Annotated in this window: 18 protein-coding genes; all 18 read left to right on the top strand. The window is 60.3% G+C overall.

Features of this window, described 5'->3' with window-relative positions; all coding sequences use genetic code 11:
- The first annotated feature begins 11 nt into the window (after positions 1-11).
- The 18 genes from ABGM93_RS04995 (at position 12) to ABGM93_RS04910 (ending at position 18,035) form a co-directional block, all read left to right on the top strand.
- Positions 12-521: a flagellar basal body-associated FliL family protein gene (locus ABGM93_RS04995; protein ID WP_321503987.1), complete on the top strand. Its 510-nt coding sequence runs from the start codon at positions 12-14 to the stop codon at positions 519-521.
- Positions 518-1,261, top strand: a complete 744-nt coding sequence (gene fliP / locus ABGM93_RS04990; RefSeq protein ID WP_321503986.1) for a flagellar type III secretion system pore protein FliP — start codon at positions 518-520, stop codon at positions 1,259-1,261. The genes ABGM93_RS04995 and fliP overlap by 4 nt, the downstream gene beginning before the upstream one ends.
- Before the next feature lie 157 nt (positions 1,262-1,418).
- Entirely contained in the window at positions 1,419-2,327 is a 909-nt protein-coding gene (locus ABGM93_RS04985) for a flagellin (RefSeq protein WP_321503985.1), read from the top strand.
- 168 nt (positions 2,328-2,495) lie between these two features.
- Positions 2,496-4,148 carry a flagellar basal-body MS-ring/collar protein FliF gene (gene fliF / locus ABGM93_RS04980; protein WP_321503984.1) on the top strand — a complete coding sequence of 551 codons (1,653 nt, stop codon included), beginning with the start codon at positions 2,496-2,498 and terminating at the stop codon, positions 4,146-4,148.
- The gene (locus ABGM93_RS04975; RefSeq protein WP_321503983.1) at positions 4,145-4,783 is read left to right on the top strand and encodes a hypothetical protein; all 639 of its coding nucleotides are present in this window, start codon (positions 4,145-4,147) and stop codon (positions 4,781-4,783) included. Before fliF ends, ABGM93_RS04975 begins: the two co-directional genes overlap by 4 nt.
- Complete coding sequence (locus tag ABGM93_RS04970) at positions 4,780-6,285, top strand: flagellar motor protein MotB (protein WP_321503982.1); 1,506 nt, start codon at positions 4,780-4,782, stop codon at positions 6,283-6,285. Before ABGM93_RS04975 ends, ABGM93_RS04970 begins: the two co-directional genes overlap by 4 nt.
- Positions 6,282-7,541 (top strand): chemotaxis protein, encoded by a 1,260-nt coding sequence (locus ABGM93_RS04965; RefSeq protein ID WP_321503981.1) that lies wholly within the window; start codon positions 6,282-6,284, stop codon positions 7,539-7,541. Before ABGM93_RS04970 ends, ABGM93_RS04965 begins: the two co-directional genes overlap by 4 nt.
- 1 nt (position 7,542) lies before the next feature.
- Positions 7,543-8,862 (top strand): flagellar hook-length control protein FliK, encoded by a 1,320-nt coding sequence (locus ABGM93_RS04960; protein ID WP_321503980.1) that lies wholly within the window; start codon positions 7,543-7,545, stop codon positions 8,860-8,862.
- A gap of 88 nt (positions 8,863-8,950) precedes the next feature.
- Positions 8,951-9,418: a transglycosylase SLT domain-containing protein gene (locus ABGM93_RS04955; protein ID WP_321505749.1), complete on the top strand. Its 468-nt coding sequence runs from the start codon at positions 8,951-8,953 to the stop codon at positions 9,416-9,418.
- Between the two features lie 172 nt (positions 9,419-9,590).
- Positions 9,591-10,862, top strand: a complete 1,272-nt coding sequence (locus ABGM93_RS04950; RefSeq protein WP_321503979.1) for a flagellar hook protein FlgE — start codon at positions 9,591-9,593, stop codon at positions 10,860-10,862.
- 35 nt (positions 10,863-10,897) lie between these two features.
- On the top strand, positions 10,898-12,379 hold the full coding sequence (gene flgK, locus ABGM93_RS04945) for a flagellar hook-associated protein FlgK (RefSeq protein WP_321503978.1): 1,482 nt from the start codon (positions 10,898-10,900) through the stop codon (positions 12,377-12,379).
- 66 nt (positions 12,380-12,445) lie between these two features.
- Positions 12,446-13,438 carry a flagellar hook-associated family protein gene (locus ABGM93_RS04940; protein WP_321503977.1) on the top strand — a complete coding sequence of 331 codons (993 nt, stop codon included), beginning with the start codon at positions 12,446-12,448 and terminating at the stop codon, positions 13,436-13,438.
- Positions 13,439-13,502: 64 nt separating this feature from the next.
- The gene (gene flaF / locus ABGM93_RS04935) at positions 13,503-13,850 is read left to right on the top strand and encodes a flagellar biosynthesis regulator FlaF (protein WP_321503976.1); all 348 of its coding nucleotides are present in this window, start codon (positions 13,503-13,505) and stop codon (positions 13,848-13,850) included.
- A complete protein-coding gene (locus ABGM93_RS04930; RefSeq protein WP_321503975.1) occupies positions 13,847-14,269 on the top strand; it encodes a flagellar biosynthesis repressor FlbT in 423 nt (140 codons plus the stop codon). The genes flaF and ABGM93_RS04930 overlap by 4 nt, the downstream gene beginning before the upstream one ends.
- A gap of 13 nt (positions 14,270-14,282) precedes the next feature.
- Entirely contained in the window at positions 14,283-14,678 is a 396-nt protein-coding gene (flgD, locus tag ABGM93_RS04925) for a flagellar hook assembly protein FlgD (RefSeq protein ID WP_321503974.1), read from the top strand.
- 1 nt (position 14,679) lies between these two features.
- Positions 14,680-14,946: a flagellar biosynthesis protein FliQ gene (gene fliQ, locus ABGM93_RS04920; RefSeq protein WP_321503973.1), complete on the top strand. Its 267-nt coding sequence runs from the start codon at positions 14,680-14,682 to the stop codon at positions 14,944-14,946.
- A gap of 231 nt (positions 14,947-15,177) precedes the next feature.
- Entirely contained in the window at positions 15,178-17,268 is a 2,091-nt protein-coding gene (gene flhA, locus ABGM93_RS04915; RefSeq protein ID WP_321503972.1) for a flagellar biosynthesis protein FlhA, read from the top strand.
- Positions 17,265-18,035, top strand: a complete 771-nt coding sequence (locus tag ABGM93_RS04910; protein WP_321503971.1) for a flagellar biosynthetic protein FliR — start codon at positions 17,265-17,267, stop codon at positions 18,033-18,035. Before flhA ends, ABGM93_RS04910 begins: the two co-directional genes overlap by 4 nt.
- Positions 18,036-18,039: the final 4 nt, after the last annotated feature.

The raw sequence follows: 18,039 nt of genomic DNA, 5'->3' as shown, positions 1-18,039 counted from the left end.
GGCGGGCAAACATGTCGGATACGAGCCTCGTGCCTGTCTCCTCGCGCAAAGAGGAGCGCCCGGGTCGCGGCCCTGCGATCCTTGGTTTCATCCTGCTGACAATGCTGGCAGTCGGGCTGGGCGTGATCTTCGGCGCGCAAATGGTCGACACGGTCCGCAACAGCGTGACACGCGATGCCGCTGACAATGCCGCGATCAAGAGCAAGTTCAAACCGATCTACGTTTCGAGCGACCGCCTGCGGACACTGATCCCAATGGTGACAAATCTCGCAGCGCCGCGGGAAAGCTGGATCCGTTTGCAGGCCTCTGTGATCCTGGCAGAAGGCACGGCCGACGAGGCCCGGATGCTCGTGAGCCGGATCGAAGAGGACACTCTGGCCTATTTGCGTACGCTCAAGCTATCGCAGATTGAAGGGGCTGCCGGGCTCCAGCACCTCCGGGAAGACCTGAACGAGCGCGCGAAGATCCGCTCCGACGGAAAGGTGCTTGAGGTTGTGCTTGAGTCTCTGGTGATCCAATGAAGCGGGTCCTTATCGCCGGCGCGCTTCTGACGCTGGGTGCCACGGCTGCCGCCGCTCAGGTGCCCGATCTTTCCAGCCTCATCCCGGAAGGCGACGGGAGCACGGCGGGCCGTATTGTCCAGTTGGTCGCCCTGATGACGGTGCTCTCGGTTGCGCCCGGCATCCTGATCATGGTGACGAGTTTTACCCGTTTTGCGGTTGCGCTTTCGTTCCTGCGATCCGGGCTTGGGCTGCAGACGACCCCCGCCAATCTCATCCTTATCTCCCTGGCGCTTTTCATGACATTCTATGTGATGGCGCCGACCTTCGATCGGGCCTGGAGCGAGGGCGTGCAGCCCTTGATCGAAAACAAGATCACGGAACAAGAGGCCTACACGCGGATCACGGCACCGTTTCGCGCCTTCATGCTTTCGCAGGTTCGCGAGACCGATCTGGTGCTGTTCGATGATCTGGCGGCAAATCGCGTCACGGATGCGCCAGCGGCCAGCCCGCAGGACGTGGAGTTGCGGGTGTTGATCCCGGCCTTCATGATTTCCGAATTGAGACGCGGTTTCGAAATCGGCTTTCTGGTGGTTCTGCCGTTTCTGGTAATCGACATGATCGTCGCGACGATCACCATGTCCATGGGCATGATGATGTTGCCGCCGACGGTCATCTCACTGCCATTCAAGGCGCTTTTTTTCATATTGATCGACGGCTGGAACCTGCTCGTCGGGAATCTGGTAAGATCGTTTTTCTGACACGCAAGCTTCACGCAAGTCGTGTGTGTCAGATTACTCATCACGACAGGTTGGACCGTTAACCCAACCGAGGTCTGAAGGCATGACGCCGTCCTGTCGTACCGGTGAAAATCCGGAATGTCCCATCGCAAAACGTTAGCTTTGAAAGGGACATGATATGGCTAGCTTGATGACCAACGCTTCTGCAATGACTGCTCTGCAGACGCTGAATACCACCAACAAGTCTCTCGCCGAGACCCAGAGCCGCATTGCCACCGGTTATCGCGTTGCGACCGCCGAAGACAATGCCGCTTATTGGTCGATCGCGACGACCATGCGTTCGGACAACATGGCGCTTTCCGCCGTTGAAGATGCTCTCGGCCTCGGTGCCGCGACGCTCGACACGATGTACACCGCCATGGACAGCACCGTTGATCTCGTCAACGATATCAAGGCAAAGCTGGTCGCCGCGCAGGATCCGGGCGTTGATCGCGCCAAGATTCAGGAAGAGATTGGTGCTCTTCAGGAGAACCTTGCGTCGATTGCAAGCTCTGCGGTCTTCAACAATGAGAACTGGCTGTCGGTTGACTCCGGCGCGGCGTCTTACAACGCCTCGAAGGACATCGTTGCTTCGTTCAGCCGTACCGGCGGTGCGATCACGATCGAAAAGATCACCGTCGATATCGACAGCATCAAGCTGTACGACACCAACGGCGCTCTCGGCATTCTCGACAGCAACCAGACCAACGGCAACGCTGTTGCCACCATCGACATCTCTGCACTGACCGCCTCGGCCGCCGACATGACGACCCTGACCGGCATGCTTGAGGACGTCGATGAGGCTCTGGGCAAGATCACCGACGCTGCCACTCAGCTCGGCGCAGCCAAGAGCCGCGTGGAAATCCAGCGCGACTTCGTCTCTGCTCTGACGGACGCTCTGGATCGTGGTATCGGCCAGCTGGTTGATGCGGACATGAACGAGGAATCGACCCGCCTTCAGGCGCTCCAGGTGCAGCAGCAACTGGGCATCCAGGCGCTGTCGATCGCGAACTCGTCCAGCCAGAACATCCTCTCGCTGTTCCGCTAGGATCGGCCTGAGTTTTCTCTGCCATGAGAGTGAGCCGCGCCCAATAACGGGCGCGGCTCTTTTCGTCTCAATCGAGGTTTTGCGCGCCATTCAAGGCGCAATGTCCGCGCAAGCTTGGCGTTTCATAGTCATCGCCACAATAAAACCGATCGTCAACAGGGGTGCTCGATGCCAGGTCGCGAACATGCTGAGAAGCTATGGGCCAACTTGCTTGAATTGGGTCCGAGAAGGCTTGTCGCCCTCGCGTTGATCGGGTTGGCGACAATGATGAGTGTCGGCTTCGGGGCCTATTACCTGAGCCGGCCGGAAATGGTCACGCTCTACAAGGGCCTGGAAGGTGATGACGTCAGTCGTATCGGCGCCGCCTTGCAGGATGCCGGCATCATCTACGATGTCAGCGCCGAGGGCGATGCCGTCTTTGTCAATCACTCCGCAACCGGACGCGCGCGCATGCTACTCGCCGAACGCGGACTGCCGCGTGGTGCGGGATCTGGCTACGAGCTCTTCGATCAGCTGGGGTCCCTCGGCCTGACCTCCTTCATGCAGGAAATTACCCGCGTCCGGGCCCTTGAAGGCGAAATCGCGCGTACCATTCAGCTGATGGCCGGTGTGCGGGCGGCGCGTGTGCATATCGTCATGCCGGAGAAGGGCTCTTTCCGCCGCGACCAGCAGCCCCCGTCGGCTTCCGTGGTGATCCGCGCGGACTCGCCCGATGACATCCAGACCGCGGAGGCGATCCGTCATCTGGTCGCAGCCGCAGTTCCCGGCATGACCGCCGAAAAGGTCACCGTGCTCGATACGCGCGGCAAGATGCTGGCCAGCGGCAAGGATCCCGCGAATGCGTCCATTGGGCTCAAGACCTCTCTTGAAGAATCCGTGAATTCCCGCCTTCAGGATACGATCCGTACGACGCTGACGCCCTATCTCGGCCTCAACAACTTCGAGGTCAGCGTGGCCGCGACGCTCAACACCGATCGTCGTCGCACCAATGAAGTCATCTACGATCCGGATTCGCGGACCGAGCGGTCCGTGCGCACGATCCGCGAAGAGGAAAGTGCGAGCAACGCCAGCACCCAGTCGCCAACGACGGTCGAGCAGAACCTGCCCACCGAGAATGTCGATGCAAATGGAGGTGAACGTTCCGCGGAAGAAACGGCCCGGCGCGAGGAAACCGTCAACTACGAGATTTCGTCCAAGACCGTCGAGACGTCGCAAGATGGCTATCGCGTCGACCGCCTGTCCATCGCGGTTCTTGTCGATCGCGCCCGTCTGATGGCGTCGCTTGGGCCGGATGCGGATGAAAACTCCGCGCGCATGCAGCTTGCCGACATCAAGGAGATCGTCTCCTCGGCCGCGGGCGTCAATGACGAGCGGGGGGATACGGTCACCGTGTCCATGGTTTCGTTCGTTGACAATGCGGGTGGGATCGAACCCGTGCCGCCCCTGTCGCTCACCGAACTCTTCATGCGCCAGTCCGGAAACGTGATCAACGCGCTGACCATCCTGATTGTTGCGGGAATGCTGGTTTGGTTCGGCCTCCGCCCGGCTCTTGCCGCTCTGGTTCCGGCCAAGGTGCCTGCTGTCGAGGTTGCCGGCTACGAGCCCCTGGGCGAAGGCGACCCGTCAATCGCGGCGCTTGAGGGACCGGAGAGCGAGGGGCTCAAGTTGAGCCCGCCCGATCACTCGCTGCTCATTCAGGATCTCACCCAGAAGATCAACCAGTCGCCGCTCAAGAAGCTCGAACCGCTGCTTGATCTGGACGAAGAGCAGGCCGCAGCGATTCTGAAGCAGTGGATGTATGAGACGGAGGGTGCACTGTGAGCGGAGAAAATATAGCGGCCTGTCTGCCGGACCTTTCCGCTGCCGCCTTTGCGCAGTTGCGCGCCAACGTCGCCAATATGGATCCGCTGGCGGTCCCGAGCGAAGGCGTGGACAAGGAAACGCACGAACGTCTTCTGGAAGAAGAGTTCGCGCGTGGGGCAGAGCAGGGCAGAGCCGAGGCCGCGCTGGATTTCGACGAGAAACTGCGCGCAGAAAAGCACCGCCTTCACGAAGAGGCTGAAGCCGCGCGTGTCCGGTTCGAAGAGGAACTGGGCGAGCGTCTGGCCTCCTCCATCGTGAAGGGGCTTGAGGATCTCGAATACCGGGTGACCGACGCGGTATCCCATCTGTTGTCGCCTTTCCTCAACGAGGCGGCGACGGCGCATGTGGTGGAAGCCTTCGCTGCCAATCTGAAGGATCTTCTGGGCTCCCACGAGCGCACCAGTCTTGTGGTGCGCGGCCCGGAAAGTCTGCTGCGCAGGCTGGAAACGTGCCTGGGCGAAGAAGGCGCAGGCATCAGGCTGGAGCCCGTGGACGGGCTCGAAATCTATGTTTCGATCAACGACACCACCATTGAAACCCAGTTGAGCGCATGGCTGCGCAGGCTGGAAGACGCGCGGGAGGACATGGCATGATCCCGGACAGGGCCCAGGAGATCGTCATCGTCCGACGCCGGAATCCGCTCTTTGCGGAGCCTCCCAAGGGAGGGGTCTGGAAGATCGCCTATGCGGATTTCATGACCGCGATGATGGCCTTCTTTCTGGTGATGTGGCTGATCAATGTCACCGATGACGCCACAAAAAAGGGCGTCGCGCAGTATTTCAATCCGGTCAATCTCGCCGCGACCTCGCCCAATCGGAAGGGATTGAATGATCCCGATCAGACGGGTGTGACGAATGAGGATGGCCGAAACCAGCCTCAGGGCGAGGCTGGAACCGGACGCGAGAAGCACGGCGCGAATGTCGCCCGTCCAATCAAGGAAAAGACGCCGGCGCCCAACCCGGGCAAGGGGGCGACGATCGACAACAACCTGCAGGGGCCTGCCGCGGGTAGAGGTGCGGACGCCGCGCGCGGGGGTGAGTTCGCAGCAACCTATTCGGAAGAAGCCTTGTTCTCCGATCCCTATGCCGTGCTGGACAAGTTGGCGAGCACTGTGCCGGGGCCGGTCACGGAAGAAGAGGGCTCGGGCAATGCCGGATTTGGTGACAAGGAGGGCAAGGGGGCACGCGGGGGCGACGCCTACCGGGATCCGTTTGATCCTCTGTACTGGCAGTTCACGCCCAAGAGCGTTGTTGAAGGCGGTCCCCGAAAAGCCTTGCGCCCTGCGGTCGTGGCCGCAGTCGTGAAGAGCGACGTGAAAGAGGGCGCCGAAGCGGGCAAGCCCCTTCCGAAGGCGAAGCCGGGCGAGGTCGTCGAGAAAATCGCGTCATCCCGAGATGTTCGCGTGAGCGAACGCACCGTTCAGGGGAAAGGCGCAACAGATGGCGTCTATGTCGAGAACAAGGCCACGACGGTTGAAGTGGCGAAGGTTGCTGCGGCGACAGAGACGGGGACAGGTCCGGCGGCACATGCAGGCTCAGCCACAGGCCCAGGCACTGGCTTAGGCTCAGGCACTGGCCCAGGCGCCGGCATCCAGCCGGTAAAGGTCGAGGGGCCGGCTCTGAAGAACTCGGTCCACACCGCTCAACGCCTGCGTGAACGCCTGGCTGCGATTGCCAAGGGGCCCTTGCGCAATGTTGCAGCGCAAGTCGAGATCGTCACGAGCAACGAAGGTGTGCTCATCAGCCTCACGGACGCCAACAACTTCGGGATGTTCGCGATCGGCTCGGCCGAGCCACGTCCCCAGCTGGTTCACCTGATGGAGGAGATCGGAAAGACGCTTTCCGACACCAAGGGAGACGTCATCATCCGCGGGCATACCGATGCGCGACCGTTCACATCCGGCTCCTATGACAATTGGCGCCTTTCAACCGCGCGTGCCCATATCGCCTATTACATGCTGATGCGTGGCGGGCTTGACGGCAAGCGGGTGGAGCGTGTCGAGGGATATGCCGACCGGGTTCTGAAGGTTCCTGCCGATCCCTATGCGGCGTCCAATCGGCGCATTGAGATCCTCCTCAAGGAGGTGCGTTCATGATGCGGACGGCGCGAAAAACGATGAGCTTCAAGCGGGCTTCGCTGCTTGCAATGGTTGCAGCCGGGATCGTCTGGGCAGGAGTTTTCTCGCAAGGCGTGGGCGCACGTGAACTCCTGGGCGCGCAGACTGCGGGCGTGTCGTCGCCCCAGCCCTATGAAATGGTTCGCTCCCTGCAATCGTTGCAGGCCCAGGTTGCGCATGGCAACAGCCAGGCAAACGCCGCCCAGCGAACCCTGCTCAAGGAGATGCGTGAGGTCTTCGAGAATGCCGATCCAGAGGTTTGGCAGGATGCGCGTAATGCGCGGGCAAGCGTCATCTATTTGCTGAGTGGCGGCCATCCGGCCGTCATGCACAAGTTGCTTGGCTACGATCCGTTGCCCCATGTTCCGGCGGGCCTGATGCATGGCGCGCTCGCATATATCGAGGGGCGGGCCGGTGAGGCTCGCAAGCACCTTTCGGGATTCGACCCGCTTGAACTGGAGGCCGGGCTGGGCGGTCAGGTGGCGCTGGTTCGTGCGGCCTTGTTCGTGCGCGAGGATCCGCAAGAAGCAATCAGAATGCTTGATATCGCCCGTCTTCTCATGCCGGGAACGCTGGTGGAGGAAGCCGCCTTACGTCGCGAGGTCTTCTTGGTCGGCAAGCTGGGGGATATCGAGAAGCTTCAAAGCCTCTCCCTGACCTATATGCGGCGCTTCCATGGTTCGCTCTATGGCAATGACTTCCGGCGTCGTTTCGCGGCTGCCATTGATACGCTGGGTTTCGGCACGAACGACGATCTCTTTTCATTGTTGGAAAGCCTGTTGTCCGAATTCGACATCGACAGTCGGCGATCGCTCTATGTCACGCTCTCGCGCCACGCCCTGTTGAATGGTCGGCTCGATGTTGTGAAGAAGGCGACAGCGGTGGCCCGACCTCTGGCGATGGCGGGAACCGATGATGCGATCCGCCTGAATCTCTATAGGGCCGGGGCGCTTCTCGGCGAAAGCGAGATCCGCGACGCTCTCCGGCTCTTGTGGTCCATCGATAGATCACGGTTGAGCGCAGATGACGAAGCCCTCATGGACGCGATTTATGAGCGCGTGAATCAGATCCGGCACTGGCCGCAGGCTCCGGAAGGCACGCATCCTTCCGCCCAACCCGTCACCGTGACGGCAAAGCCAGCCAAACCTTCCTGGGAAACGCCTCTCATGAAACGGGCGCAACGAGATATCGATGCAGCGTCAAGAGACGTCGCCGACCGGTCATGGAGAAATTGAGATGCAAGTGCCACAAAATCTCCTGAACGGGCCCGCCGCCACGACGGATAAGTCCGCCGGTTCTTCCGCCTCCGAACAGGGCAATGACGGAGGGGCGTTCAGCCAGCTCTACAAGTCGGTCGCGCAAAAGGACGAAAAGAAGGGCGCGAATGACGGCCACGGCTCTGCCGAAGGCCGGACCGCTAATGCGCCTCAGGAAACCAGCCATGGTGACGGTGCCGCCGTCCTGGCCAGGTTGATTGGTGACGCCCCGCACTCGGGTCCGTCAAAGACGAAAAGCTCAACCGATGGCCCCATGGGGATCGAAGTCCCCGAAGGCGCGATCAGCAATCCGGCGAGAGACGAGGACGGGGCCGGCGCAGGCAATCCCGCATTTGCCGCGCTTCTGGCTTCTGCGCCCCCGATGACACAGGTCTCGCGCCCCACAGGCATCGGGATTCCGTCGAAGTCGAATGGCGGAAGCGGCAGCGCCGCCCTGCACATGGCGCTTCGCGGGCAGCTTAAGGGGGAGGGGCAGGTTCAAAGCGCAGGTGTGCCGGGCTCTGAAACCGTGACCGCGACGATTGATCAGGTTGAGGGCGGCACCGAAACGCTCTTTTCGAGGTTTGCGGTCAAGCCGGAAGCCGTATCGCCGGGCGCCGGCTCCAGGACCGAGCGCGGCGCAGTTGGCAAGCATGCAGGAGATTCCATCGAGGTCGTGCGCCAGGAAACGCATTTTGCCCCCTCTCAGCGCATTCCCCCCATCCAGCAGGTTGGACAGGCCCTGAGCGAAGCCCTCGCCAATGGACAGGCGAGCCAGGGTGGGCGCGCTGCCCCGCCCTTTGGCGACACCGGGCAGCTCTTCGCTCAGCCCTCGGGGTCAGCAGTGAAAATCCTGGAGATCCGTCTTCAGCCGCAGGAACTGGGCACGGTTCGGGTGACGATGCGGATCGTGGAAGACCGATTGCAGGTCGATGTGCGCTCCGCCAATCCGCAGACGGTCGAGCTCCTGCAAAAGGACAAGCACATGCTTGACCGGCTCCTTCATGCCTCCGGCTACAAGGCCGACAGCGTGACAGTGCAGGGTATTGGTGACGACCGGTCGCCGTTCCAGATCACAGCCGGGCCGAATGCGCAAAACGTGAATTCCGGCAATGGACAAGGCGAGGGACGCAGCGCCAGCCAGTCTGGCGGCAACGCGCCCAGCGGTGAGGGCAGGCAGGGATCGCAACAAAACAGCGGCGAAGACACCCGCCACACTCAGGATCATCGCGACACAGGTGCAGGCCCGGAAGTGCGTATGAAGGATAGTCGGACCGATGGGCAGGAGCTTTATCTCTAGGGCAGCACAGCGCTCCTTGTGCCTTGCCGTTGCGTATTCCTGCGCCGCGCCTGCCATCGCGGCAGGCGCCAACATCTGCGAACGGGAAATGGTCGCGGCATCCAGACGTTATGACGTCCCCCTCGGTGTCCTTTACGCAGTTGGCCTGACGGAGACGGGGCAACGTGACAAGCTCCACCCCTATGCCCTGAACATTGAAGGCAAGTCTGTCTTTCTGTCCTCCGCAAAGGAGGCGGAAGAGATGGTGATCGCGGCCCGGGCAAAGGGCAAGAAGCTGATCGACATCGGCTGCATGCAGATCAACCATTATTATCACGGCGATCGCTTCTCTTCCGTTGCCCACATGCTTCAGCCACGCGCGAACGTTCAGTATGCGGCCCGATTCCTGAAAGAGCTCAGGACGCGACAGGGGTCGTGGACAATGGCTGTCGCGCGGTATCACGCTGGCCCCAACAACAATCCAGCCCAGAAGCGCTATGTCTGCCTGGTGATCAAGAACATGATCGCTGCGGGCTTCGGACGCTGGACAGCGAATTCTCGAAAATTCTGCAAGTGAGTCTCCGCAGGGTTGCTCCTGCGCGGCGGTCGAGTCGTTTTGCGCATCCCCCAAAATCGAAGGACCGCAGACGACAATAATCAATAAACCGACCGGAAACACTACATGCCAGCTTCGCACAAGCTTGGTTGTGTTCAATGACTTCGACAATTCTGGGAAATGGAGTCTTTCCATGAGTCTATTCGGAGTTATGCGCACCGGCGTATCTGGCATGAATGCTCAATCGAGCAAGCTCGGAACGGTTGCCGATAACATCGCCAATTCTTCGACGGTTGGGTACAAGCGGGCGGCCTCCGAGTTCTCCTCGCAAGTCCTTTCCAACGGTTCGGGCAGCTACAATTCGGGTGGTGTAAAGGCGAAGACCGTCTATGCCATCTCCGAAAAAGGGTCGTTCAGTTACACCACGTCCGGCTTGGATCTCGCCATTGATGGCGCCGGTTTCTTCCTCGTCGACAACGGCGACGGAAATATCGGCATGACGAGAGCCGGGGCCTTTGTGGTCGATAGTACCGGCTACCTCATCAACACCGCAGGCTACTACCTTCAGGGCTATCCGATCGACGCCAATGGCAACATTGCAAGCGTTGCAAACGGAACGTCCGGTCTTGAGAGGGTCAACGTTTCGCAGAGCCAGCTCGAAGCCACGGCGACCGATCAGGGGCTGATCTGGGCCAACGTTCCCGCGAAGGCAAGTGTCGTCACGGGCGACACCGCCGGCATGAACACGGCCGCGTCCACCTATACATCGAAGACATCGATCACGACCTACGACAACCTCGGTGGAGAAGTTACCCTCGATATCTACTACACCAAGGTCGCCGATACCGGCACAGCGTCGGACTGGGAGGTCGCCGTTTACGATGCCTCTGAAGCTGCGACAGGCGGCGGGTTCCCCTATACGGCGGGTCCGCTGTCGACCACGACGCTGACCTTTGATGGCACGAACGGCAAGCTCGCGGCTGCCAGCCCGACCTCGGTCACGGTGGGTATTCCGGGCGGCGCTACCGTGGATCTCGACCTTTCGGGCATGACGTCCCTGAAGGAGGACTTCATCGTCACGGAGGTTGCGACAAACGGCAACCCGCCAAGCGCGATGGAGTCGGTCGAGTTCGACAAGGACGGCGTTCTTTACGGCGTCTATGCGAACGGAGCCCGCAGGGCTCTCTACAAGATCCCGGTTGCCAATGTCGCAAGCCCCGATCAGCTGACGCCGATCTCCGGCAACGTCTACCAGACGTCGCTGAACTCCGGCGACATGATCGTCGGGTTCGCAGGCGAGGGGGGCATGGGCATCATCGAAGTCGGGGCTCGGGAAGACTCCAACGTCGATCTCGCCTCCGAGTTGACCTCAATGATCGAGTCCCAGCGCACCTACACAGCGAACTCCAAAGTCTTCCAGGCCGGATCGGAGTTGCTCGAAACCCTCGTGAACATGGCGCGCTAAGTGGCCCGGTCACAGCAAAACGTGAGATTTGAGAGATGAGCCTTTCTGTAGCTCTGCGGGTCGCCCAGTCATCTCTGGCGGCACGCCAGAAAGAGACCGCGATTGCGTCTCAGAACATCGCCGGAGCCAGCACATCCGCCTATTCGCGCAAGTCGGTGCTTCTCAGTTCTGTTGTGAACTCTTCGGGGCAAAGCGGCGGAGTGCGGGTCGCCGGGGTCGGTCGAGCGACGAATGACCCGCTCTACAAGACGCTGGTTCAGGCAACCTCGGTCGCCAGTTCGCAGGATGCGCTCCTGAGCGGTATTGAGCGAATGGCGGACACCATCGGTGACACTGCGCTTGAATCGTCTCCCGCCGCCTATCTGGGACAACTTCGGATCGCGATGCAGAACTATGCATCCGATCCGAACAGCCCCATCGAGGCGCAAGCGGCCCTTGATGCCGCCAAGGACGTGGCAAAAGCCCTGAACGAGGCGAGCCGTGTGGTTCAGGATGTGCGCGCAAGTGCCGATGCCGATATCAACGCTTCCGTTGAGAACATGAACGGCCTGCTTGAGCAGCTTGAAACGCTCAACACATTGATCGTGAAGGGCAATCAGAGCGGTGCTGACATAACCGATGCGCTGGATTCCCGCGATCAGCTGCTTCTTGCGCTTTCGGAAGAGGTCGGGATCACCACCCTGAGCCGGGAAGACGGAGACATCGTCGTCTATACGGACAGTGGTGTGACGCTGTTTGAAACGACAGCGCGCGAAGTCTCCTTCGAGAAAACCGCGACCTATGATGCAAGCACGCAAGGCAAAGCGATCTATGTCGATGGTGTGCCGATCACCGGCGACGACGCGATCATGCCGATCAAGAGCGGCAACCTCTATGGGTTGACGATCCTGCGCGATGACGCCGCGGTCACCTATCAGGCCCAGCTCGACGAAATCGCGCGCGGTCTGATTGAGACATTCGCAGAATCCGACCAGTCGGCTGGCGGTTTGCCGCCGCTAACCGGGCTCTTTGCCTATTCCGGCGGACCGGGGCTCCCAACGAGCGGCGTCATGGCGCCGGGATTGGCTGCCGATATTCGCGTCGAAAGCGCGGTGGATCCGGATCAGGGCGGAACGACCGACCTGATGCGCGATGGCGGCATCAACGGAGCGGCCTACGTCTACAACTCCGCCAGCGAGGCGAGTTTCGGCGAGAGGATCCAGGAATATCTGGATGAACTCGATTTGAGCCGCACCTTCGATACGGACGCCGGGCTCGATGCCGACACCACCCTGATGGGGTTTGCAACCAATTCTGTCGGGTGGCTCGAAAGCGCCCGCAAATCCGCCTCCGCCGATCTGGAGGTTCAGACAGTCGTCGTACAGAGAACGGCTGAATCCTTATCCAACGTCACCGGTGTGAATATCGATGAAGAGATGACGCTCCTTCTAGAAATAGAACGGGGCTACTCCGCAGCAGCAAAGCTGATCTCGACCGTCGATAGAATGCTCGATGACCTGTTAGCAGCCGTGAGGTAGAGGGCCGTTATGAAGACGACGTTTGTATCAACATATGCGTTGTCCAATTCGACAAGAAATATCTTGTTGAAGCAGGCAAGCGACATCACAAAGCTTACGACGGAAATGTCGACCGGACGCAAGGCCGATGTCGGGCTTGATCTGGGGGCTGGCACGGCCGAAGTCGTGACGCTTCGGTCCGAGTTCTATCGCCTCAACGCGATCATGGACACGAATGCGCTGGTATCCTCACGCCTCGATGTCACGCAGGCGGCTCTGGATGACGTGCTTTCCAATGCCGAGGACTTCCTGGCGACGATTGTCGGTATCTCCGGCAACCATGGCGGGGCCAAGGTCTCCCAGTCGGAAGCACAGGCCGGGCTTGAACTGATGGTGGCACGCCTCAACACGCAGTTGAACGGCAGTTATCTCTTTGCCGGCCTCAACACCGATGCCGCCCCGATGGAAAGCTATTATGGCACCCCACCGGGCGCCAGCAAGGCAGCCGTCGATGCCGCGTTTTTTGCCGAGTTCGGAATGACGCAGGATGATCCGGCGGTAGCCGGAATCTCCGGCCCCGCCATGGAAACGTTCCTCACGGGTGCCTATGCAAACCTCTTCGGCGATCCGGACTGGGGCAATGACTGGTCAAGCGCATCGGATCAGGTGATCCGCAGTCGCATTTCCACGAGTGAGCTTGCCGAGACCTCGGTGAGCGCCAACGAGGACGCCTTCCGCAAGCTGATGTCGGCCTACACGATGGTCGCCGACCTTGGCGCCGCGAGCCTCAACGAAGAGGCTTATGACGTGGTGGTCGCCAAGGCGAGCGAAATGCTGGGCGAGGCAATTTCCGGCGTCACGGACCTGATGGCCAAGATGGGCACCGCCCAACAGCGTGTCGCCAATGCAAGCGAACGCCTGTCAATTCAGACGGATATCCTGAACCACCGGATCATCGAGCTGGAGAATGTCGATCCGACTGAAACCTCCGCGAGGCTCGAAACCGCTCTGACGCAGATGGAAATCTCCTACGCGGTCACCGCCCGGATCAGCCAGCTGAGCCTGATCAACTACCTGTAGAACGACTGACAGGGCGCGGCCCCGGAAACTCCGGGCTCCCGTGCCTTCAGCCAAAGGTGTGCTTATGTACAACTTCTCGTATGCCGAAGCGATTGAAGAATTCTGCGCGGATACGCGTGGCAACGAAAAGCAGGCAATGGGAAAGATCGTCGAACAACTCAAAGAAGCCAAGGAAAAGGGGCGGCGCTCCAAGGAGGCGATCGAGGCGCTCTATAACACGCGCCGGGTCTGGGCTTTCTTCATTGACGATCTCTCCAGTGAACGCAACGAACTGCCCGTCGCGCTCAGAGCGGATCTCATTTCCATCGGCCTGTGGGTCATGAAGGAAGTGGAATCGCTGCGAAGTGAAACGACCGACAGTTTCGATGGTCTCATCCAGATCAACACCATCATCCGGGACGGTCTTGCATGACGAAATCAATCAACCTTGTACTGAAGGCTGGTGAGCGGCTTTTCGTGAATGGCGCGGTTCTGCGGTTCAGTCGCAAGACCACAGTGGAACTGATGAGCGATGCGGTATTCCTGCTTGAATCGCATGTTCTTCAGCCTGATCAGACGCATACACCTCTGCGCCAGATCTATTTCGCGATCCAGACAATCCTGATGGATCCCAAAACGGCGGCTCCGGCGCTCAATCTTGCGAACCAGCTCATCTGCGCTGCGCAGCTGGCCTTCAGCAATGCGGAGATCCTGAACGGTCTCGACCAGGTGGCTTTGCTCACGGAAACCGGCCGTCACTTCGATGCCATGAAAGTCGTCCGCAGCCTTTACCCGGTTGAGGCAATGATCATGTCGAACAATTCGGTCGAAGCCGCCTCGCGCGCCGCCTGAAGGAACATGGACCATGACCACTGTAGCCCCCGTCAATAATCAGACATCCTCAGCGGCCAACGCCGCGGCGATGAGTGACCTGACGCTCGACTACAACGCGTTTCTGACGCTGATGATCGAGCAGATGAAGAACCAGGATCCGACCGAGCCGATGGACTCGGCGGCCCAGCTTGCCCAGCTTGCCACGTTCTCGCAGGTGGAGCAGGCGATCACGACGAACAGCAAGCTGGACAGCTTGCTGACCAATCTGTCGTTCTCGCAGGCCGGAAGCCTGATCGGACGCACCGCGACCGGCGCGGATGGCGCGAGTGGCGTCATCAAGTCCGTCGAGATCTACAGCGATGGCACCGTGCTTGGTCTTGAAGACGGGCGCGGCATCCTTCTCGGCCCCGGCGTCAAGATCACCTGACATGAACGAGGCAGACGCTCTCGATCTGGTGCGCAGCGCCATCTGGACGATCATCGTGGGGGCAGGGCCGGCCATTCTTCCCGCCATGATCGTTGGCGTGTCGATCGCCTTGCTGCAGGCCCTGACGCAGGTACAGGAAGTCACGCTCACTTTCATTCCGAAGATCGTCGCGATTCTGGTGATGATCATCGTGGCCGGGCCATTCATCGGCAGCCAGATCTATGCTTTTACCGCGCTCGCATACTCGCATATCGAAAGCGGTTTCTAACAGGGCACATTGGCCTTGCCGGAACACGCATGACCTTCCCCCCGACCTTCTTGAAGAGGCCAACGGGAGCCGGGCGGATGGCATCGAGCGGAGCTGATGCGGCGGACCTGTGCGTCTGATCCCAGCCCCATACGCTGATCGACAGCAAAGCATCGGCTCCGCACGTCACCCTCGCACAAGCTTGATACGGCAAGAGTGCTCTCCTGTGTTTTGCGCTTGAGAGGAGATGGCATGTCCGCGATCGGATCTACAGTATCAACGGAAGCCATCAAGGAAAGTCGTCGGGATATCGGCTTTGCATTCGGCGTCGTCATTGTCCTGACGATCCTGTTCCTGCCGGTTCCTTCGTTTCTGATCGACCTTGGACTGGCGCTTTCGATCGCCTTTTCCGTGCTCATTCTGATGGTCGCGCTCTGGATTCAGAAGCCGCTCGACTTCTCCTCCTTTCCCACCATCTTGCTTTTGGCAACGATGTTGCGCCTGTCGCTCAACATCGCCACGACCCGCGTCATCCTAGCCCATGGCAACGAGGGCACGACCGCCGCAGGCTACATCATCAACGGCTTCTCGCGGTTCGTCATGAGCGGCGATTTCGTCATTGGCCTGATCGTCTTTGCGATCCTGGTGATCGTGAACTTCCTCGTCATCACCAAGGGCGCGACCCGTATCGCGGAGGTCGGAGCCCGGTTCACGCTGGACGCCATCCCGGGCAAGCAGATGGCCATTGATGCCGATCTGAACGCCGGCCTGATCAACGAGAAGGAAGCGCAGCGCCGCCGCCACGAGCTGGAGGAAGAAAGCTCCTTCTTCGGCGCCATGGACGGCGCATCGAAATTCGTTCGCGGCGACGCCATCGCGGGCCTGATCATCACCGCCGTCAACATTCTAGGCGGGATCATCATCGGCGTGTCTCGCTACGACATGGATGTGGGAACCGCCGCGGACGTGTTCACCAAACTGTCGGTTGGCGATGGCCTCGTTTCCCAGATCCCGGCGCTGATCGTCTCGCTGGCTGCCGGCCTTCTGGTCTCCAAAGGCGGGACGCGGGGCAGGGCGGAAATAGCCGTCCTGGGGCAGCTCAGCCATTATCCGCGCGCGTTGTTCGTCGGTTCTATCCTGATGGGCATCCTTGCGCTTGTCCCCGGCCTGCCAATTCTGCCCTTCGGGGTGCTGGGGGCGATGATGGCCTTCGTTGCCTACACCGTTCCCAGGAAGCTGGCGGAGCAAAAGGCGCGCGAGACAGAGGCCGCGGAAAAGGTCAAGGCGCAGAAGCAACTTGAATCCCGAGACTCGGTCAAGGACTCGTTGAAATCCTCCGAAATCGAGCTCTGCCTGGGCAAGCAGGTGGCAGTACAGATTCTCGGAAACCACGGAGAACTCGCGCATCGCGTCTCCCGGATGCGGCGGAAATTTGCTGAGCAGTTTGGCTTTGTGGTTCCCGATATTCGTGTCACGGACAGCCTGTCGCTCGACCCCAAGACCTATCAGATCAAGATCCACGGCACGGTCGTCGCCGCGCATGCCTTGCGGGTCGGCGAGCTGCTCGTGATCACCGGCGAGGACGGGAAGCTCAACGTACCGGGCGAAGAAACTCGCGAACCCGCCTTCGGCATGAAGGCGTTCTGGGTGCCGACAGCCTATGCAGAGGAAGCAAAGCGGGGAGGGCTCACCCCGGCCGAAAATGAAACCGTGATCCTGACCCATCTGAGCGAGGTCGTGCGCAACAACCTTCCGCAGCTTCTCTCCTACAAGGACATGCGGAACCTGCTGGAACGGCTCGACAGCGAATATAAGCGCCTGATCGACGACATCTGTCCGGCCCACATTTCCTATTCCGGTCTTCAGGCGGTCCTGAAGCTGTTGCTGGCAGAGCGGGTTTCCATCCGCAATCTTCATCTGATCCTGGAAGCCGTGGCCGAGATCGTGCCCCATGTGCGGCGCTCGGAGCAGGTGGTGGAACATGTGCGCATGCGCATTGCCCAGCAGATTTGTGGGGATCTGTCCAACGGCGGTCCCTTGCAGGTGATGCGTCTTGGTAACCGATGGGATCTCGCCTTCCACCAGTCGCTTAAGCGCGACTCCAAGGGCGAAGTCGTGGAGTTCGATATCGATCCGCAACTCGTCGAGCAGTTCGGCGCCGACCTGTCAAAGGCGGTGCGCGCCGAGATGGATCAGGGCAAGCGGTTCGTCATGGTCGCGGCGCCCGAGGCGCGCCCCTATGTGCGGATGATCGTGGAACGGATGTTCCCGACCCTGCCGGTTCTTTCGCATCTCGAAATCGCACGCGGGGTCGAGGTCAAGCCGCTCGGCAGTGTCTCATGAGCAACCTGCTCACGATCGCCATTGGCCCCGAAACCGTTCTGGCGACGTTTCTTCTCTTTTGCCGCATCGGCGCCTGCCTCATGATCATCCCGGGCTTCTCCAGTGATCGGGTGTCCATGCAGATCCGTCTGTTGATCGCGGTTTCCTCCACGTTTGCCATGGCGCCCATGTTGCTTCCCGGAATGCGCGAAGCCATGCCTGACATGGCGCTTTCGACCACCGTGCGGCTGATTGCGGGCGAACTCTATATCGGATTGCTGATCGGTTTGATGGGGCGGGCCTTCATCGCCGCGCTGGAGACCATTGGCACACTGATGTCCATGGCCATGGGGATGAACAACATCTCCGGCATGCCGATCGACGGATCCGAGTCCCTTCCTCCCATCGCGAATATCCTGACACTGACGGCAACGACGATGATCTTCATCACCGATCAGCATCTGGAGATCTTCCGCGGACTTGCCCTGTCCTATTCTAGGCTCCCGCCGAGCGTCGTGATGTCTCCGACGGCCGGTCTGGAACAGTTCGTCGATCAGCTTGCCAGCGCGTTCAATCTCGCCTTGCGGATCGGTTCCCCCTTCATCGTTTATGGGGTGGCCGTGAACTTCGCCATCGGCATCACGAACCGGCTGACCCCGCAGATTCCGGTCTACTTCATTTCCATGCCGCTGATCATCGTTGGCGGGCTCTATTTCCTGTTCGTCGTCATTTCGGATCTGATCCGCATCTTCCTCGACGGCTACTTCACATGGCTCCAATACGGGTGAACGG

Origin of the sequence: Breoghania sp. (assembly GCF_963674635.1) — a bacterium.
Taxonomy (GTDB): domain Bacteria; phylum Pseudomonadota; class Alphaproteobacteria; order Rhizobiales; family Stappiaceae; genus Breoghania.
This window is presented reverse-complemented; position numbering and strand designations above follow the sequence as displayed.